The 19204-nt window shown below is 36.6% G+C and carries 16 protein-coding genes and 1 other RNA gene; 12 read left to right on the plus strand and 5 right to left on the minus strand.

The features are described 5' to 3' along the window. Positions 1-17: 17 nt before the first annotated feature. The 4 genes from pstA to gshB form a co-directional block, all read right to left on the minus strand. Positions 18-1307 carry a phosphate ABC transporter permease PstA gene (pstA, locus tag ACFILY_RS05745; protein ID WP_375631059.1) on the minus strand — a complete coding sequence of 430 codons (1290 nt, stop codon included), beginning with the start codon at positions 1305-1307 and terminating at the stop codon, positions 18-20. Then, positions 1304-2764, minus strand: coding sequence for a phosphate ABC transporter permease subunit PstC (gene pstC / locus ACFILY_RS05750; protein ID WP_375637606.1), 1461 nt, complete (start codon positions 2762-2764; stop codon positions 1304-1306). Before pstC ends, pstA begins: the two co-directional genes overlap by 4 nt. A gap of 75 nt (positions 2765-2839) precedes the next feature. Continuing rightward, positions 2840-3886, minus strand: coding sequence for a substrate-binding domain-containing protein (locus ACFILY_RS05755; protein ID WP_375631060.1), 1047 nt, complete (start codon positions 3884-3886; stop codon positions 2840-2842). Between the two features lie 132 nt (positions 3887-4018). Beyond that, the gene (gene gshB / locus ACFILY_RS05760; protein WP_375631061.1) at positions 4019-4966 is read right to left on the minus strand and encodes a glutathione synthase; all 948 of its coding nucleotides are present in this window, start codon (positions 4964-4966) and stop codon (positions 4019-4021) included. Between the two features lie 87 nt (positions 4967-5053). On the opposite strand from gshB, the gene ACFILY_RS05765 reads away from it, so the two are divergent. Then, positions 5054-5848: a molybdopterin-synthase adenylyltransferase MoeB gene (locus ACFILY_RS05765; RefSeq protein ID WP_375637605.1), complete on the plus strand. Its 795-nt coding sequence runs from the start codon at positions 5054-5056 to the stop codon at positions 5846-5848. A 923-nt stretch (positions 5849-6771) separates the two neighbouring features. Here the strand turns inward: ACFILY_RS05765 and ACFILY_RS05770 are convergent. Then, positions 6772-7335 (minus strand): c-type cytochrome, encoded by a 564-nt coding sequence (locus ACFILY_RS05770; RefSeq protein WP_375637604.1) that lies wholly within the window; start codon positions 7333-7335, stop codon positions 6772-6774. Positions 7336-7439: 104 nt separating this feature from the next. Between ACFILY_RS05770 and ACFILY_RS05775 the strand changes: the two genes are divergently transcribed. The 11 genes from ACFILY_RS05775 to miaB all read left to right on the plus strand — a co-directional run bounded on the left by ACFILY_RS05775 (position 7440) and on the right by miaB (position 19134). After that, positions 7440-8171, plus strand: a complete 732-nt coding sequence (locus ACFILY_RS05775) for a 3-deoxy-manno-octulosonate cytidylyltransferase (RefSeq protein WP_375631064.1) — start codon at positions 7440-7442, stop codon at positions 8169-8171. Then, positions 8168-9031: a prephenate dehydratase gene (locus tag ACFILY_RS05780; protein ID WP_273790573.1), complete on the plus strand. Its 864-nt coding sequence runs from the start codon at positions 8168-8170 to the stop codon at positions 9029-9031. Before ACFILY_RS05775 ends, ACFILY_RS05780 begins: the two co-directional genes overlap by 4 nt. Positions 9032-9568: 537 nt before the next feature. After that, entirely contained in the window at positions 9569-9976 is a 408-nt protein-coding gene (locus tag ACFILY_RS05785) for a hypothetical protein (RefSeq protein ID WP_375637603.1), read from the plus strand. Between the two features lie 1545 nt (positions 9977-11521). Continuing rightward, an RNA gene (gene ffs / locus ACFILY_RS05790) (signal recognition particle sRNA small type) lies at positions 11522-11619 on the plus strand. Between the two features lie 223 nt (positions 11620-11842). Beyond that, on the plus strand, positions 11843-13783 hold the full coding sequence (locus ACFILY_RS05795; protein WP_375637602.1) for a DNA polymerase III subunit gamma/tau: 1941 nt from the start codon (positions 11843-11845) through the stop codon (positions 13781-13783). 14 nt (positions 13784-13797) lie between these two features. Continuing rightward, complete coding sequence (locus tag ACFILY_RS05800) at positions 13798-14121, plus strand: YbaB/EbfC family nucleoid-associated protein (protein WP_375637601.1); 324 nt, start codon at positions 13798-13800, stop codon at positions 14119-14121. A 30-nt stretch (positions 14122-14151) separates the two neighbouring features. Further along, positions 14152-14757 (plus strand): recombination mediator RecR, encoded by a 606-nt coding sequence (gene recR / locus ACFILY_RS05805; protein ID WP_273790577.1) that lies wholly within the window; start codon positions 14152-14154, stop codon positions 14755-14757. 49 nt (positions 14758-14806) lie between these two features. After that, positions 14807-15835, plus strand: a complete 1029-nt coding sequence (locus tag ACFILY_RS05810; RefSeq protein ID WP_273790578.1) for a YeiH family protein — start codon at positions 14807-14809, stop codon at positions 15833-15835. Positions 15836-16548: 713 nt separating this feature from the next. After that, positions 16549-17235, plus strand: coding sequence for a tRNA (adenosine(37)-N6)-threonylcarbamoyltransferase complex dimerization subunit type 1 TsaB (tsaB, locus tag ACFILY_RS05815; RefSeq protein ID WP_375631069.1), 687 nt, complete (start codon positions 16549-16551; stop codon positions 17233-17235). Further along, complete coding sequence (gene rimI, locus ACFILY_RS05820) at positions 17235-17726, plus strand: ribosomal protein S18-alanine N-acetyltransferase (protein WP_273790580.1); 492 nt, start codon at positions 17235-17237, stop codon at positions 17724-17726. Before tsaB ends, rimI begins: the two co-directional genes overlap by 1 nt. A 31-nt stretch (positions 17727-17757) precedes the next feature. Then, complete coding sequence (gene miaB / locus ACFILY_RS05825; RefSeq protein ID WP_375631070.1) at positions 17758-19134, plus strand: tRNA (N6-isopentenyl adenosine(37)-C2)-methylthiotransferase MiaB; 1377 nt, start codon at positions 17758-17760, stop codon at positions 19132-19134. The last annotated feature ends 70 nt before the right edge of the window (positions 19135-19204 follow it).

Genomic DNA, 19204 nt, shown 5'->3' on the forward strand with positions numbered 1-19204 from the left:
TTGTTATTTTATTAAAATTACTGGCGGCGTTCAAATCGTCGTCGTAAAAAAACCGCAGAAATATTCATGATCGCAAGAAAAATCATCAATACAATAATAGCACCTGATGTCTTTTCAACAAAAGCACGCTCTGCTTCCCCCGCCCACATAAAAATTTGAACAGGCAAAGCCGTTGCTGGATCCATGGGGGTCGTAGGAATATTAACAACAAAAGCAACCATTCCAATCAAAAGCAAAGGAGCTGTTTCACCCAAAGCCTGAGCAATTCCAATAATTGTGCCTGTCAAAATGCCAGGCGCTGCTAAAGGAACAACATGATGAAAAATCATTTGTGTTTTTGATGCTCCCAGTCCTAAAGCTGCTGCACGAATAGAGAGAGGAACAGCACGCAGAGCAGAACGTGTTGCAATAATGATCGTGGGAAGAGTCATGAGCGCTAAAACAAGACCACCAACAAAGGAGGCTGAACGTGGTAATCCTAAAAAATTAACAAAAAAAGAGAGTCCTAAAAGACCAAACACAATCGAAGGAACAGCTGCAAGATTATTGATATTAACCTCTATAAAATCTGTAAATTTATTTTTGCGTGCATATTCTTCCAAATAAAGAGCCGTTGCTATGCCTATTGGAAGTGAAACTAATAAAACGATGCCTATCATATAAAGAGAACCAATAATCGCAACACCTAATCCCGCAGTCTCAGGACGACTTGAAGCGCCAAATGTAAAAAAACCAATATTAAATGTTTTATGAAGCGTACCATCATGCGCTAAACGTTTTATCCATTCCACTTGTCGATTAGAAACTTTACGGTTTTTTTCTGCTACACGCAGATCAATCTGTCCCTTATAAGCAGAATCAATATCCGCAGATGCCAAAACTTTAACTTTTTGCATTGTGCCAATCAATTTTGGATTCTTTGTCACCATTTCACGTAGTTGAACGCGGACACCATTTGAAAACATACGGTTAACGTCCCGAAGAGAGGCTCGATCATTTTGATTGATATTAAGTTTCTTTGCTAAAGCATTGCGTACAAGAAGTGGATAATTCGCCGTCATGAGAACTTGTGGTTTTGTTTTACGTTGACCACTTGGATCGATGATCTTTTCATCCAAATAAATCGACAATGTCATTTCACTTTGAAAAAAAGCTGTATAACCCTGACTAATGATAGACCATAAAAGCGCAAATAAAAAAAACAAACCAATAAAAATGGCAATCAAACCATAGGCACGAAAACGACGTTCAGCCCAATATCGACGCTTGAGACTAATATTGCGACGAGGAAAAAAATCTTCATTCATTCATATTGTTCCCGATATTTACGCACAATATAAAGAGCCAGAATATTCATCAAAAGTGTCATAACAAAAAGCGTCATCCCTAAGGCAAAAGCCACCAGAGTTTGTGGAGAATTAAACTCAAAATCACCGGTCAATTGATTAACAATCTTAACAGTCATCGTAGTCATTGCTTCGAAAGGATTGAGTGTTAAGTTTGCTGCAACACCTGCCGCCAAAACCACAATCATTGTTTCTCCAATTGCACGCGATGCCGTCAACAATATAGCCCCCATAATCCCTGGAAGCGCTGCTGGTATAACAACTTTTTTAATTGTTTCAGATTGTGTTGCGCCTAAACCATAAGAACCTTCACGTAAAATGCGTGGAACAGCCGTAATAACATCATCCGATAAAGAGGAAACAAAAGGTATCAACATAATTCCCATCACAACTCCAGCGGTCAAAACACTTTGTGCCATAATAAAACCAACCCCACCTGAGAGAGAAACAGAAAGATCACGTAAAAATGGTCCTACAACCTTCAAAGCAAAAAAACCATAAACAATGGTTGGGATGCCAGCAAGAACTTCCAATAATGGTTTTACAATTGCTCGCAATCGCGCAGAAGCATACTCAGCCATATAAAGAGCTGAAAATAGTCCTATAGGTACAGCAAAAAGCATGGCAACAAATGCAATATAAAGCGTACCAGCAAGAAGCGGTATTAAACCAAATTGTCCTACTTCATCGCCTGAACCGCTCGCGGAAAAACGTGGATCCCAAACTGTTCCTAAAAAGAAATTTGAAAAGGATACAGACTGAAAAAAGCTTACTGTCTGAAAAAGCATAGAAAGCGCAATGGCTATTGTTGTCAAGACTGCAACAATAGATGCACAAATCAATCCAATAATAATAAAAGATTCAACCTTATTACGCGCACGTTGATGAGGCGCAATTTGCATCATTCCACAGATAAAACCAAAGGACGCAATAGCAAAAAGGAAAACATAACCTATAAATTTAAGCTTTTCAGAAGAAAATACCCACGACTGTGCTATTTTGAACACATCATCTGATGCTTCATCGGGTAAAATCCATCCCTTCGCGAGTAATTGTGCCTGCACTTCCTTATAGGAAGCGGTAGAAAGATTCCCCTCAAAGCGATGAATCTTTTTGACGAGACTTCGAAGTGTCTCCCAAAGTAGATCGTGATTTACAGGCTCTGTTACATGCGCACTATACGCCTCAAGCTCTCGAGAGGCATTATATTCTAAATAAATTGTACTCCCAGCATCCCAAACAATTAAAAAAATAAAAGCTGGAATAACAGTAATCAAAAATGTCCACCAGCCATAATAATACGCACGAGAATGCATTTTATGTTGTCTGTATTCAAGAATGCGTGCTCGCATATAAGAAATACAAAAACCACAAAATCCAAAAATCAATAATAACAAAATAATAAAGGAAATGCGCATTTTATCTTTCAGTTTTTATAAAAAAATAGCATCCAAATTCCCTATCCCAGAAATCCAACAAATTTTCCCTGCAAGTTATTTCAATGTCATTACTCGACCAGCAGAAAAATCAGAACGCTGTGCTTGACGCTCCTTTTCAGGAGAAACAATCAAACCATATTCAGCCAAAGGACCCTCTGGACCAATCATTTGATCAGAAAGAAAAAAGTCAACATACTCTCGCAAACCTGAAATAATACCTAAATGTGCTTTCTTAATATAGAAAAAAAGCGGACGAGAAACCGGATATTGTCCACTAGAAATCGTCTCAACTGTTGGCGCAAAACCGTTAATATCGGCAACTTTTAGTTTATCAGCATTATTTTGATAAAAAGACAAACCAAAAATACCAACCCCTGTTTTATTAGAAGTTAGACGCGCAAATGTTTCAGAATAATCACCATCAATATCAACCGCTTTTCCATCCTTACGTACCGCAATACAAGCAGTGTGTATCTCCTTATCATCCATTCCTAAAGACTTCATCACTTCAACTGCCCCACTCTCTTTACACCCCTTAGTAAGTAATTTTTCCTCAAAAACTTCACGTGTCCCATGCTTCTCCCCAGGAATATACGCTGCTATCGTCCAATCAGGAAGAGCACTATTGACTGCACTCCATTTCAAAACATTATTCGGTTGCAACTTTCCGTCTATAATAATTCGAGCAGCAAGGGCTTTATAAACATCTACTGGCTGTAATTTCCAATCAGGTCCCTTAATATCAGTTGCAAAAACAATGCCATCATACCCAATACGTATTTCCTCAACATCTTTTACACCAGCATCAAAACAAGACTGTAATTCACTCGGTTTCATTGCTCGCGAAGCATTAACAATATCAACAGTGTTCTCCCCAATACCACGGCAGAATTCCTTAATACCAGCTCCTGTTCCACCCGATTCGATAACAGGAACCTTAAAATGAGGATAAATTTCTCCAAATGTTTCAGCAACAATCTTTTGATAAGGTAAAACTGTAGATGAACCAGTAATCTGTATTTGATCGCGCGCATTGCCTCCATTTGCTGACAGCAGTAGCGCAAAAAACAATCCCACTCCAATTGATAATACTCTGTTCATCTATAAGCTCCCTAAAAATTGAGGATAAAGCCTCTTAATTTATATCATACGGTCATTCTAGTTCACATTTGCAACATAACAAATATAAAAAACAACATGGATCATTTTTTAAAACCATGTTTTTGTCCTCTGTCAAATAAATTCATTTGAACGCTTGAACTCAATAACATCCCAAAACAAATGAGCAACATCTGTACCGCAGAAGCGTTTAATTTCACGAATTCCCGTAGGAGACGTCACATTAATTTCTGTTATATAATCTCCAATCACATCAATCCCCACAAAAAGAAGACCTCGTTCCTTTAAAGCTGGACCAATGCGTTCACAAATCTCATAATCACGTTTTGTTAACTCAACATTTTCCGCGCGGCCTCCAACATGCATATTAGAGCGCACATCTGTTTCTGTCGGAATTCTATTAATAGCTCCAACAGGTGTACCATCAAGCAAAATAATCCTTTTATCTCCTTTTCGTACTGCCTCTAAATAGCGCTGAACAATAAAAGGTTCGTGATAAATTTCTGAAAACATTTCCAACAATGATGCTAAATTGCGATCATCTTGTTTTAAATAAAAAATACCAGCGCCCCCATTTCCATAAAGTGGTTTAACAATAATATCGCCAAATGTCTCTCTAAAAGCTGTTATTTCTTCAATATCTTTGGTAATTAATGTTTCTGGCATCAGATCAGAAAATTCAGTCACAAAAATTTTTTCTGGACTGTTGCGTACCCATGCCGGATCATTCACAACGAGTGTTTTAGGATGAATACGTTCTAACAAATGAGTCGTTGTGATATAATTGAGATCAAAAGGTGGATCTTGGCGTAAAAGAACCACATCCATATCTGTTAATTCCGTGCGAACAGGCTTTTCTAATTGATAGTGGCTTCCCTCTTTATCATGTACAATCAATGGCTCTAGTCGTGCAATCACACAACCATCATACAGAGATAAACGATCTGGTGTATAATGGAAGAGAGAGTGTCCACGTTCTTGTGCTGCTAAAGCGAGTGCAAATGTCGTATCTCCTTGAATCCGAACTGTTGAAATATGATCCATCTGAATGGCAATTTTCATAAATAAATCCTCCCTATCCTAAAAGCAGACTGGTCTAAGCATCATAAACTTAGTAAACAATAAAAGAACTATGACAAGAGAAAATTTATGACAAAAGAAACAGATACAAAATTAAACAACAAAGAAATCGAACGCTATGCACGCCACATCATTTTGCCTGAGATTGGTGGTGTAGGACAACAAAAGATAAAAAAAGCACGTGTTCTTGTTGTGGGTGTTGGTGGTCTTGGTGCTCCTGTCTTAACCTATTTGGCTGCCGTAGGTGTAGGAACCCTTGGAATTGTCGATAACGACATCGTTTCACTTTCCAATTTACAACGCCAAGTTATTCATAAAACAAATGCAATAAACAAAAGCAAAACAGACAGTGCTGAAGCCACTATAAAAGCAATAAATCCCCATGTTGTAGTTGAAAAACACACCCTACGCTTAGATAAAAGTAATGTGGATAAACTGCTTAATGCTTACCACATCATTGTTGATGGAAGCGATAATTTTACGACGCGCTATCTTCTTGCTGATCACGCTGCCCAATGCAAAAAACCCTTAATAAGTGGTGCTGTAGAACGTTTTAATGGCTCATTAACCGTCCTTATGCCGTATAAAGACAATAATCCTCACTATCGCGATTTATTTCCCACCCCTCCAGCTCACGGGACTATCCCAACATGCGCTGAAACTGGAATAATCGGTGTTTTACCTGGCGTTATTGGGACCCTACAAGCAATGGAAGTTATTAAAATGATCACAAACATCGGAGAGCCATTAGTAGGAAAGATTCTTCTCTATAATGGATTATTAGCGCAATTTAATATTATTACTTATAAACGCTCAAATTATAAAGAAAATGCCATAGTTATTAAGAAGCTTGGAGAATTATGATTATGTCCTCTCTTCCACTAATTTTTAGCACTCTCGCAATATGTATTAAAATACTAATATTTTATCGCAAGTCATCGAAACATTGTAACCAATGAAACCTATTAAATTTTTTACAAATATGGAAAACCTTTTGTGAAAAAATAATTCTCTATAATGGATTATCAGTATAATTTCATGTCATCGTCTATAAATGGACAGAGACTCGTGGGAACGTAGCTGCTATCAGTATTCTTGTGTAAAAAATTTTCAACGTAGATAAAAATACAATCAGCAGAACTCTATTCAACTATTTTACTATTCACACATGAAAATTGTTTCACATGAAAGTGCTTACTTCAAACCATAACCTATAAATAAATAATCTAAGTCACATTTTAGTGATTGATACTATAGAAGGTCAATGATCTGTCCGTACATCTCTAACCTCAAGAGAAAACGTCTATTCATCGAGCATCATAAAATGCAGCTTAGGATTATTGCACGTATAAGAACAATCAATTGTTTCTGTTCATAAGAAAAATACATGGGAATTGATGTAAAAGTACATAGGGATTGATGTGTATAGAAGGATTGAGATAAACCTCATGGAGAGCTTTAATTACATAATTATCGGCATTCAGAAGCAGAAAGTTGCGGCTCATGAATTGATAATCCTTCAGCAATAATTTCACAGACAAGTATATGTAGAAAAAGTGAAGCAAACAAATCTTGAAAACCAATCTGCAGATGACAGCGTAAAGAGTGCATTTTTATAAAAGAGCTCTTTAAAATAAGCGAGTAAATATGCAATGTTAAATGTGTTCTGTTTTGCGTGAGGGGCGTTCCCCCTAACAAAACATCAATAAGAGCTCTTTTTATAAAACCGTGAAACTAAAATTACAAAAAGTCAGACTTCTTTCTAAAATTAACATCTATGGTATAAGTTAATTTAGCTCGTTTGCTTTATTATTATCCATTGGTAAAGGAACAGGATGATCGGATAAACTGCGTAAATAAAGCAAAAGATCGGCACGATCTTGGTCATTTTTAATTCCACGAAAAGACATAATGGTCCCAGGAAAAGCTTCACGTGGAGAATGTAAATAACGATCTAACGTTACAAAATCCCATTTTTGATCAGAATGAGCACGTAATGCCCGTGAATAAGCAAAACCTGCTGCTGATGCCAAAGGGCGGTTAACAATCTCCCAGAGGACTGGACCAACACGCCCTGCTGCATTGCGTCCAGATGTGTGGCATATGGCACATTGGCGAAAAACTTTACGGCCATTTTCAAAATTGCCTTGTTGAAGGCGGCTATTTAGTGATAGGGAAACATCAGGTGCTTTTTGTTTTTCTTGAAATATATCATTCTTGGCAACTGTATGATGATATTGGACTGATGTAGGATGATCGTAAATTATATTGCTGAGTGTGGAAATCCCCACAACAGCGACCAGCACACATAAACAAGCACAAATAAAATAAATAAATCTCCGGCGATTCATAAAAACTCAAATGTTCACGGTTTCATTACCATTTTTAGTTTAAGCTTTTTCTTTATAACACACAACATCATAAATGCATCACAGATGACATTTGGAATCTTACAATGGCTCTTGAACCAATTATTCTTATTCCTGCCCGTATAGGCTCAACCCGTCTTCCTCAAAAAGCTCTCGCTAAAATTGGCGGAAAACCGATGATTGTTCATGTCGCAGAACAAGCTAAAAAAGCTGCAATAGGACGTACAATCGTTGCAACAGATCATAATGATATCGCTAAAGCTGTTGCAGATTATGGACATGAATATATCATAACACGAGGTGATCATAAGTCTGGATCTGATCGTATTTATGAAGCTTTAATGCGCATTGATCCGGAACAACGTTACAATGCCATTTTAAATATACAAGGTGACTTACCAACAATAATGCCTCGTGAAATCATTCGTGCGCTACGCCCTTTAGAAAATAGCTTTACTGACATTGCAACCTTGGGCGCCCAAATCATTGAAGAAAATGAAACAAGAGATCCCAATGTTGTCAAAATCATTGGTACACCGCTTTCTCAAAATCGTCTTCGTGCTCTTTATTTTACGCGCGCCACAGCACCCTATGGAGACGGTCCTCTTTATCACCATATTGGAATATACGCCTATAGGCGCGAAGCACTTGAGAAATTTGTATCATTCAAACCCTCACCACTTGAGAAACGTGAAAAACTTGAACAATTACGTGCATTAGAAAACAACATGCGTATTGATGTGGAAATAGTCGATACAATTCCCTTAGGTGTAGACACACAACATGATCTCGATAGAGTTTGTGAGATTTTAGCATGAAAATACTTAAAAAAACCAATAAAATTTCTTTCCAAGGAGAATACGGCGCTAATTCCCATATTGCTTGCTCCAATATGTTCCCCAATATGGATGCTGTTCCCTCTGCTACTTTCGAAGACGCCCTTAATTTAGTGGAAAGCGGGAAAGCTGATCTTGCTATGATCCCTATTGAAAATACCCTTGCGGGACGCGTTGCAGACATTCATCATCTTTTACCGCAGTCATCTCTTTATATTATTGATGAATATTTTTTACCTATCCATTTTCAACTCATGGTTTTACCCGGCGTTACACATGACGAAATTAAAACCGTCCACAGCCATACGCATGCCCTTGCACAATGCCGAAAAATCATACGAAACAACGGTTGGAAACCTGTTGTTTCTGCTGACACCGCTGGAGCTGCAAAATTTATTAAAAAAAATGCTAAACGTTCACAGGCTGCCTTAGCACCTTTAATCGCAGCAGAACTCTATGGACTTGATATTCTTGAAAGAGATGTTGAAGATAACCCTCATAATATTACCCGTTTTGTCATCCTTTCACGCTCCAAACGACATGTCCCCAAACCTCAAAATGGCGAAAAAATCATTACCAGTCTTCTTTTTCGAGTGCGCAATGTCCCCGCTGCTCTATATAAAGCTATGGGAGGATTTGCAACGAATGGTATCAATATGACAAAATTAGAAAGCTATCAAATTGGTGGAAATTTCAATGCAACACAATTCTTTGTTGATATTGAAGGGCATCCTGAAGACCCGATGATGAAACTTGCCTTAGAAGAATTATCTTTCTTTTCTGCAGAACTGCGTATTATCGGTACTTATCCAGCACAAAACGATCGAACATCGTATATATAAAAGCAATTAGGCTGCTATCATTCTTTGCTGATATCAAAGAGCATCGTAAAAATTTCATAATGCAACGTATCTTGAAAGAGCTCGTTTTTTTCTACTCAACACCCTTCATAAACACTGAAGAAGAAAAAACGGCTCATAAAAGAATATATAAATTATTTCCATAATATTTTTTCACAAATTATATCATGATAAAAAGCACTTCAACTTGTATAAAAACCAGTGTAAAAAAACACAGTAACCAAAAATAAAAACGCTTGTACCATCTATTTCCCTTTATATCTTCAAAGAGAGCTTCTTGAGAAAAGTCATTTCCTCTGACAATATTCCAATAAAGATAACGAACTTCTAAATTAGCTCTCAAAACAATTCAAATTATTATACATGATAGAGCATTCAAATTTCTTAGACTGATATCAGTCTGAACATGGTTTAAAACTAGAAAATGCAACTTAGCCCTGATTTTAGCGTTAAGTTTGAACTTTTATCTTTATAAAAATTGATTTATGATTCACCTCACTTTAGAAAAAGGAGAAGATAATGAAAAAAATCTTCATGCAAGGATTATTAGCCGCAAATATTCTCGCCCACTCTAGTGGTGCGTTTGCTGGCTTTGGTGAGAAAAAATGGAATTTTGGGCTGGATGAAAGTGTTGTGATCATACCATCCGATACAATCCATCAAGGAGCTGAATACTCTTGTAGTATCTTTGAACCAAAGAAAGTATCCTTTACTTTATCGTACTCTACCCCTTCTGATTTAAACAAATTGAGAATTGCTGTTGATGATGAAAAGAAAATAACCCATGATAAAGAAAAGAAGATCTTTATCCTAAAAAATATAAAATCTCTTCATATAAGTTTTCCTTCGTCAGGACATTATATTTTTAAAAATATTACGAAGAAAAAAGTTGTTGGAACAAATTGTGACACAGGAGATTATGATTAACAATATTCTATAACATCTAAATTTGAGTAGAGTTATTCTTTTTTCAGGTATTTTTTTCAAAATACAGCATAATGAGCCATTAAAACTTATCGCTGAAGAGGTGTTTTTATCCTAATATGGCAAACCTTAAGTTGCTCATAAGGTTAGATATTAAGGAACTTTTGCGAAAACTAAAAGACTAAATTTAAATTGTTCTGTATTTTCTACTATCAGAGCTATTTTTTTAATAAGAATATGCTTCTCTCTTCGCAACTGCTTCATTTTAAGTGATATAAAGCACATCGTACCCAAATCACTTAGATAAACGGAAAAGTAAAATTTGCTCTACAGATGCATTCCTCACTGCACTTTAAGTCATACTCATTCAGCTTTTTATAAAAATTATCTCGCTTTTCCCTCCTTATTAAAGAATATATTATTTGAAACTATAAAATGTCGCTTACTATCGAATAAGAACCATTTTTATGCTTATAAAATCAGTATCCCCTTATTTCTATAGCGTTGAATGTTGCATCTCCTCTTGTATGAGTACAGCCCCTTTAAAAATATATGAAATCTTTTCTCAAATAATGAAACTTCATATATTGACCCACCTTGTGATGAACATCAATGTTTTTTAATTAAAAGAACAAGCACGCAAAAAAAGAGCGATAACATCTATTCAGTATTTATATATTTATATTATGTTAAAAGAAAAAATATTACATATTTTATATTCTCATTCACTATAGAAATGAGGTGGTACTCTTATAAGATACTGGCTTATCATTATAAAACTTTGATTTTCTTACACTGAATTAAAACCACGAATAAAGTAAGATCCTCCCATCTTAAATCTCATATTGAATCCATTAAAATCGTTTCCTCGAAAGTTACAAATGGGATTGGTGTGTGAGTAAAAACGATTAAAAAAAGGAATAAAAATGCTTCTTATAAAGCCTCTCAAGTACAAGGGATCGCAACATTGGGAGTTGTTAAATAGCATGAGGGCTAAAATTTATACTTTGTATTAAGCATAAAGAGGGTAGCGCAACAATAGATTTATAACTCAAGGGAAGCATGTATACTATTTATGAGTGGCGTTTGAAATATAGTTAAGAGTATTGAGCAATCGCTCTTTAAAAAGCCTGTGAATGTATAACATTAAATGTATAAAGCAATATTTTATAATTCTTTAAATAGCACTCTTCCCCCCTGACTTTCGAATGTTAGCCAATTACATGATCTATCTGCTTTATTTGCTTCTTTGACTGTTGTAAATTTTTGATGATTCAATTTCGTAGTTTTAGAACAGATGTATCTATCCTAAAACTCTTACATGTTTCAGCGAATGAGAATAATTATACATTCAGACTATCTTAAGCGAAAAAATATTTTCATACCAAATAAATATGAAGAGCTACTGCTATAAAAACTGGTAAATCCACAATCTCTTTGTTGTTTATATGTCAATAAATTAAACGCAAAGGAAAATTCTTCGTCGTTCTTAGGATATTTTTCGTTTCTGATCTTGATTTTTCATTCCAAATCGACAATATGAGCTTGGGAGGTTGGTGGTGGACGAACTACTCGCCAACTGGGTCAGGTCTGGAAAGAAGCAGCCCCAACGAGTTCTGGTACGGGTCATCGTTCCAACCTCCTATTTTGCTGAAGAAATTATTTTTTATGCTGTCTTTTAGCGAGGTATTTTTAATCTTCAGAGCAGCATTTGTATGCAGCAAATAAAGGGGTTTTGTTATTTTTAAACAAATTGTCCCATAAATAATTTGATTAAGAAAAAATCCTTTTATATGAGACTACAGTATTGATCTATGCTTTTGTATTATCAAAATGTACGCATAAAGAACTTCGAAGTTGGAAATACTCATGGAAAATTTACCGGTAGAAACAGCCTATCGTGTTCTTGCTCGTAAATATCGACCAAAAAACTTCTCTGACCTCATTGGTCAGGAAGCTATGGTGCGTACTCTCACCAACGCCTTTGAAAAAGGTCGTATTGCACAAGCGTGGATGTTAACAGGGATTCGTGGCGTAGGTAAAACCACAACAGCACGTATTTTGGCACGTGCGCTTAATTATAAAACAAAAGATATTGATCAACCAACAACCGTATTGGACTCTCTTGGAGAACATTGCACACAAATTATCGAAGGACGCCATATTGATGTTATAGAAATGGATGCCGCTTCTCATACGGGCATTGATGATATTCGTGAAATTATTGAACAAATACGCTATCGTCCTGTTTCTGCACGCTATAAGGTTTATATTATAGATGAAGTACATATGCTCTCAACACAAGCCTTTAATGGTTTATTGAAAACTCTTGAAGAACCACCGTCCCATGTGAAATTTATTTTTGCCACAACAGAAATTCGCAAAGTTCCTATTACAATTCTTTCGCGTTGCCAACGTTTTGATTTGCGACGTATTGAATCAAAAGCTTTGAGTGCACATTTGCGTCAAATTGCGAAATATGAAAAGGTAGAAGTAGAAGATCAAGCACTCTCTATGATTGCCCGTGCTGCAGAAGGATCAGCACGTGATGCATTATCCATTTTTGATCAAGCAATCGCCCATAGCAATGGCAATGTTAATGCTATTGCGGTGCGTACAATGTTAGGATTAGCGGATCAAGCACGTATCATTGATCTTTTTGAATTTATTATGAAGGGCGATGTTGTCAATGCGTTACATGAATTACGCAGTCAATATGAAGCAGGTGCTGATCCTCTTACTATATTGACAGAACTAGCCGATTTTAATCATCTGGTCACACGTTTACGTTTTACACCAGAAATAGTGGAAGATTTCTCTCTAACTGAAGAACAACGTTTAAGAAGTTTAGACTTTTCAAAAAAACTTTCCGTTCCTATTTTATCCCGAAACTGGCAAATGTTACTCAAAGGTTTACAGGAAGTTAATCAAACTGCACGTCCTCTTCAAGCCGCTGAAATGCTTTTAATTCGTCTTGCTCACACGGCTGACTTACCAACTCTTGATGAGGCTTTAAAAAAGCTTACGCAAGAAAAAACGCCTCTCACACTGGTTAAAAACTCTTCTCATCAAGAATCTACAAATGCAAATAATATAACAAAAGAAACAATGGTCGGAGCCCATGCTTCCTCGAGCGTTTCAAATACATTACCCGATCAATCAGATTTAAAAAGCTCTTTGAAAAACCAATTAGATCATTCCTTACAACCGGAAAATTTAGTTAAAAATCAAAACTATGACAAAATCAACGCCCAAGAAGTAACAGAAATTCTAGAAACTTCTTCATCTACTGATCTTTCTGAAAAGATTGTAAATTTATCGCATTCTGTCACGCAAACAACAGAAAAGATTACTGAACCTAAAACTCTCGTGATTAATTCTTTGCACGATATTGTTCAATTAGCCGAACAGCATAATGACACTCCTTTCAAACTCCTTATTAAAGAATTTGTTCATCCTGTTTCTTTTGAAGCTGGGCATATTACCTTAAGACTTTCTGAAAATACCCCACAATTTCTTGCTCATGATATAGAAAAAAAGATATCTCAATGGACAGAAAAACGCTGGACAATAACTTTTGTTAATGAAGGAGGTGGCCCAACCTTACAGGAGGAAAGTATAGCGATTCAAAAGACTCTTTTTTCTAATGCAGAAACAGATCCTGATATTGCGAAAATCCTCAATCATTTCCCAGAAGCAAAAATTGTCGATATTCGACTCAATAAAGAAGAAAATGATCTTGATTTACTCTCCAATACCTTTAAAAATGCTGATATTTTTAAAAATAAAAATGATATCAATGATGAATAAGGATACCTATTCCTATGCGTGAAATGATGAGCATGATGAAAAAAGCCAAAGAAATGCAAGAAAAAATGCAGAAGATTCAGGAGGAAATAGCTAATCTGCAAGCTGTGGGCACTGCAGGGGGTGGTCTCGTCAATATCACTTTAAATGGCAAAAATATTATAACAGCAATTCAAATTGATCCTTCATTACTCAAACCTGAAGAAGCTGAAATTCTTGAAGATCTCATTATGGCAGCTTATAATGAAGCAAGAACAAAAATCGAAATCGCAATAGAAGAAAAAACCAAAAGTATAACGGCAGGGCTACCACTCCCATCAGGTTTCAAGCTTCCATTTTAATGAAACGGTTTTTTCCCGTGAGACAAAAATATGTCTAAATACATTGCAGGACCTGAGATTGAACGTCTCATTCAGATTTTATCACGGTTACCAGGTCTTGGTCCACGTTCAGCGCGTCGTGCTGCGCTTCATCTTATCAAAAAAAAGGAGACATTGCTGGAGCCTTTGGGAGCGGCTATACAAGCAGCTATCGAAAAAGTCGGTATTTGTTCTGTTTGTGGAAATGTCGATACCATTGATCCTTGTTCAATTTGTACAGATTTGCGCCGCGATGATACAACAATCATCGTTGTTGAGGATATTGCTGATCTGTGGGCCCTTGAGCGCGCAAAAACTTTAGCCGCACGTTATCATGTGTTGGGTGGACGACTCTCCCCCTTAGATGGAATAGGTCCTGACGAACTCAACATTGCCACCTTAATACAGCGTGTTGTACAAAACCCTATTACGGAGATTATTCTTGCTGTCAATGCGACTGTCGAAGGTCAAACAACTGCTCACTATATCACTGATCAGCTTTCTAATTTTCCAGTTAAAATTACGCGACTTGCTCATGGTGTTCCTGTAGGAGGTGAGCTTGATTATCTTGATGATGGAACTTTAGCAGCAGCTGTACAAGCAAGAACAAATCTTTAAAACTTTTTCTTCTTAACCTTTAGCTCTTTAATGACGGGGGAATATTAAAATGATCAAGAAAAATCTCTCACTTTTAAACGACTTTGGTCCTGGTATTTTAGTATGTTTACTCATATCAGCCTTAGCTTATGGCTTAGAAGTTGTAGAAAAACAGTTTTTCACGGAAGCGTGGCTTGAAAGCCTTGTTTTGGCAATTCTTCTAGGATCAATTATCCGTAGTTGTTTTTCTTTGCCAACATATTTTCAAAAAGGTATCACCTTTTGTGCAAAAACACTTCTCGAAATTGCTATCGTTCTTCTAGGAGCAAGCATTAGCATTAACGCAGTCCTTTCAGCTGGCTGGAATTTGCTTGCTAGTATCATATTCGTGATATTCGTAACGATTATCCTGAGCTTTGCCATCGGCCGACTTTTCGGGCTTTCTACACATTTGGCAATGCTGGTCGCTTGTGGGAATGCTATTTGTGGCAATTCAGCTATTGTCGCCGTTGCACCTGTTATAAAAGCAAAACATGACGATGTAGCCGCGTCAATTGCCTTCACTGCTCTTTTAGGAATTCTTATTATTTTATTTCTACCCTTTTTACATCCATCTCTGAATTTGTCATTTAGCCAATATGGTGTGCTTGCTGGCATGGTTGTGTATGCTGTACCACAGGTTTTAGCAGCAACAGCACCTATCTCTTTTCTAAGTGTTCAAATTGCAACAATTGTCAAATTAGTACGGGTTCTCATGTTAGGCCCTGTTATTTTTACTCTATCAATCATTTATCGCCGATCAGCAGAAACACGCTTGCGTTTACATACCCTCGTCCCATGGTTTATCATTGGCTTTATTATCATGATGCTTGTTCGCTCAAGTGGTCTTATCCCTGAAAAGGCTATCAATCCCATCAAATTTATTGCCCAGTTGTTTACTGTTATCTCAATGGCTGCACTAGGATTAGGTGTTGATATCCGATCACTAAAAAAAGCAGGATGGCGCGTCATTTTGGCTTCAACCTGCTCCATAATTATTCTCGGTATTTGTAGCCTTATTATGATACAATTGAATGATTTAAATCATATAACATTTTAAAATGTGCATTGATTATTATTTTTTCAACGTAGTATGCAATCAACCCAAAGTCCTCATTATTATTAAAATCAGTTCTTTCATAAACCAGAAAAAGTTCTAAAATATTGCCCATTATTCTATACAAAAAATTGAAAGAGCTGATATTTAAGTGAAAACTGTCAATTTTGCTTTTCAGTCCATAATGATTTGCAATGGGGTAGTATCAAAATACGTAACTCATACAAAACAATACCATTTCTTTCATCTGCTCTCATTACGCTGAGGTTTTTATACAAAGACTGATAAAATATATTCTTATTTGGAAAAAATGTGAGGTCATGACTTTTCCTCTTTTAAATTACTTTTACTTACTATGTGATACAAGTGGCATCAACGTACTATTTGATAGCTTAAAAGTTGTGACAACCCTTACATTTAAATGATTCGTGAAAGGAGTTTTGATTCATACGCTAACTCCGCTTGTAATATACAAGCTAATAAATTTAATTGTTTCACCATAAGTAAATTTAAAATAAGAGAATCTTACAATACTCAAGGTACTCATTCAAAAAGTGAAATAATAGGGATTAAATTAACATCTCGTTCTATCTCATAAAAAGATATTGTTGCTTATTGGCACTAGTAACTTTCTTACAAATGAAATATACGATAATGAAAAGATTAAAAATACAGCAGGACTTTTATTTATCGTTTTATTCAACTAAAATATTTTTATGCTTATCCTTGCTATAGATACTGCTTCAATTTATTGTGCTGTTGCGCTTATTCGTCATAAATCTGTTATTGCGCGTATCAATGAACGCATGAACAAAGGACATGCCGAAAAAATTATTGGGCAGATTACACAAATAATGAAACAAGCCAATATGACGCTTGATCAAGTTGAGCGTATTGCTGTCAATATTGGACCTGGATCATTTACTGGTGTACGTGTCGGTGTTGCAACAGCACGCGCTTTGGCATTAGCACTTGAAATACCAGCTGTTGGAGTGAGTGCTCTTGAAGCGTTAGCAGCACAAGTCATAAACAGTAAAAGTACAGTATCGGCAATTACTGTTGTCATTGAAGCAGGGAGAGGAATGTTCTACCATCAAAATTTTCATAATGATCTCACACCTTTGGGAGAGCCGGGATTAAAAACAATTGAAAATATCCTCGAAGATTTGCCAAAAAAAACCCGACTGACTGGCCCAGCTGCTGATGTCGTTATGGAGCATATTAAAAACCATAAAATACACGAAAAAATTGTCCTAGAAAAAATCCCCTGCGAAGCGGCCGATATTGTAAACTATGCTTATCTTGCTGCAAACAAACAATCAAAAAATTCGCCTCGCCCACTCTATCTACGCAGCGCTGATGCAAAACAACAAACCAATTTTGCTTTGCCACAAAAAAAATAATGCCCAAATTTTCATTGACAAAAAAGATTTTTGGAATTGCTCCGCTACAAGTTAATGATAGTGCTTCTCTTCATCAAATTCATCAACATTGTTTTACCCCTTCTTGGGAAAAACAAGCTTTTGATAATTTCTTAACAGATCACTCTATCTTCGGATACAAAGTTTTTCTCATTGATCGCTCTGATCAAATTTTAGGCTTTTGCCTATGCCGTCTCATCCTTGATGAAGCAGAAATCATCACAATTGCTGTTCATCCTCATTATCGTCAACAAGGAATTGGTACCTTTCTTATCGATCGTACAGTTCACCATCTTCACGACAAGGGCGCTATAAAATTATTCTTGGAAGTAGAAGCCACAAATCTTTCTGCTTTGAACCTTTATCAACGCTTTGAATTTCAAAAAATTTCTGAACGTCTTGCCTACTACGCGTCAAAAAATGGTCGTGGTGATGCAATTATCATGCAAAAAACTTTTAAGCAAATAGATTGAGATTTGTGTAAAAAACATTTACACATGCGCTATGAATAAAGTAAATCCTAAAAATACGCCTCCTGTTGCTCCTAAAAAGGTTTTTATCAAAACCTATGGATGTCAAATGAATGTTTATGATAGCCAACGGATGACTGATAGCCTCAGTTCGCAAGGCTATGTGACAACACAAATTCCCAATGATGCCGATCTTATTCTTGTTAATACCTGTCATATTCGTGAAAAAGCAGCAGAAAAACTTTATTCTGATCTTGGTCGTTTGCGCGTTATGCGTCAAGAGCGCACACCTGATAAACCCCTGATGGTTGGTGTAACAGGTTGTGTTGCACAAGCTGAGGGAAGTGAAATCTTGCGCCGTGCTCCAACAGTGGATCTTGTTATTGGTCCGCAAATGTATCATCGCTTGCCAGAATTGTTAGAAAAAGCAAAACAAGGAAAAAAAATTATCGAAACAGACTATGCTGTTGAAGATAAATTTGCTCATTTGCCGCCCCATAATAAACATGCGGTAAGAAAACGAGGTGTTAGCGCATTTTTAACAGTACAGGAAGGTTGCGATAAATTTTGCACTTTTTGTGTTGTTCCTTACACACGCGGTGCTGAAATATCACGGTCTGTCGAGCAAATTACCGAGGAAGCCCGCCAACTCATCGAAGCGGGTGTCAAAGAAATTACGCTGCTTGGACAAAATGTCAATGGTTGGCATGGACAAAGTGCTGATGGCAAAACTTGGCGTCTTGGCGATCTTCTTTATCATCTTGCAAAACTCAATGGTTTAAAGCGTTTGCGTTACACAACCAGCCACCCACGTGATATGGATGATAGCCTTATTGCCGCGCATCGAGATCTTGATATGTTAATGCCTTACCTCCATCTTCCTGTTCAATCAGGTTCAGATCGCATCTTAAAAGCCATGAACAGACAACACAAAAGCTCTCATTATCTTCATCTTATCGAAAAAATTCGAAACGCACGGCCAGATATTGCCTTTTCAGGCGATTTTATTGTAGGGTTTCCAGGAGAAACAGATGAAGACTTTGAAGAAACCATTAAACTTATTCAACAAGTACAGTACAGTTCAGCTTATTCTTTTAAATATTCCCCCCGTCCTGGAACAGTGGGAGCCACAATGAAAAATCATGTTGATGAATCTGTAAAAGATTCCCGACTTCAACATTTACAAGCCCTTCTCCTTGAGCAACAAAATGCGTTTTTGCGTTCTAAAATTGATCAAAAAACGAACGTTCTCATCGAAAAACCTGGACGTCACTCAGGGCAAATGGTAGGGCGTTCCCCTTGGCTTTTACCTGTTGTTGTCGATACAGAAGCCTCTACAGGTAGCGTGATAGAAATTCATATTAAAAATGCAAGCTCAAACAGTTTTGTTGGTGAAGTGACAAATAGATAAACATGCCTCTAACACCTTGTTCAAAAATAAATATTTTTGAAAACTCTTTTATTTTAAAAGAAAATGATTA

The organism is Bartonella sp. CL25QHWL (assembly GCF_042195335.1).
Classification (GTDB): Bacteria; Pseudomonadota; Alphaproteobacteria; order Rhizobiales; family Rhizobiaceae; genus Bartonella.

Coding starts and splice junctions, on each gene's coding strand:
- pstA (WP_375631059.1), bottom strand. CDS start 1,307: ATGAATGAAGATTTTTTTCCTCGTCGCAATATTAGTCTCAAGCGTCGA.
- pstC (WP_375637606.1), bottom strand. CDS start 2,764: ATGCGCATTTCCTTTATTATTTTGTTATTATTGATTTTTGGATTTTGT.
- ACFILY_RS05755 (WP_375631060.1), bottom strand. CDS start 3,886: ATGAACAGAGTATTATCAATTGGAGTGGGATTGTTTTTTGCGCTACTG.
- gshB (WP_375631061.1), bottom strand. CDS start 4,966: ATGAAAATTGCCATTCAGATGGATCATATTTCAACAGTTCGGATTCAA.
- ACFILY_RS05765 (WP_375637605.1), top strand. CDS start 5,054: ATGACAAAAGAAACAGATACAAAATTAAACAACAAAGAAATCGAACGC.
- ACFILY_RS05770 (WP_375637604.1), bottom strand. CDS start 7,335: ATGAATCGCCGGAGATTTATTTATTTTATTTGTGCTTGTTTATGTGTG.
- ACFILY_RS05775 (WP_375631064.1), top strand. CDS start 7,440: ATGGCTCTTGAACCAATTATTCTTATTCCTGCCCGTATAGGCTCAACC.
- ACFILY_RS05780 (WP_273790573.1), top strand. CDS start 8,168: ATGAAAATACTTAAAAAAACCAATAAAATTTCTTTCCAAGGAGAATAC.
- ACFILY_RS05785 (WP_375637603.1), top strand. CDS start 9,569: ATGAAAAAAATCTTCATGCAAGGATTATTAGCCGCAAATATTCTCGCC.
- ACFILY_RS05795 (WP_375637602.1), top strand. CDS start 11,843: ATGGAAAATTTACCGGTAGAAACAGCCTATCGTGTTCTTGCTCGTAAA.
- ACFILY_RS05800 (WP_375637601.1), top strand. CDS start 13,798: ATGCGTGAAATGATGAGCATGATGAAAAAAGCCAAAGAAATGCAAGAA.
- recR (WP_273790577.1), top strand. CDS start 14,152: ATGTCTAAATACATTGCAGGACCTGAGATTGAACGTCTCATTCAGATT.
- ACFILY_RS05810 (WP_273790578.1), top strand. CDS start 14,807: ATGATCAAGAAAAATCTCTCACTTTTAAACGACTTTGGTCCTGGTATT.
- tsaB (WP_375631069.1), top strand. CDS start 16,549: ATGCTTATCCTTGCTATAGATACTGCTTCAATTTATTGTGCTGTTGCG.
- rimI (WP_273790580.1), top strand. CDS start 17,235: ATGCCCAAATTTTCATTGACAAAAAAGATTTTTGGAATTGCTCCGCTA.
- miaB (WP_375631070.1), top strand. CDS start 17,758: ATGAATAAAGTAAATCCTAAAAATACGCCTCCTGTTGCTCCTAAAAAG.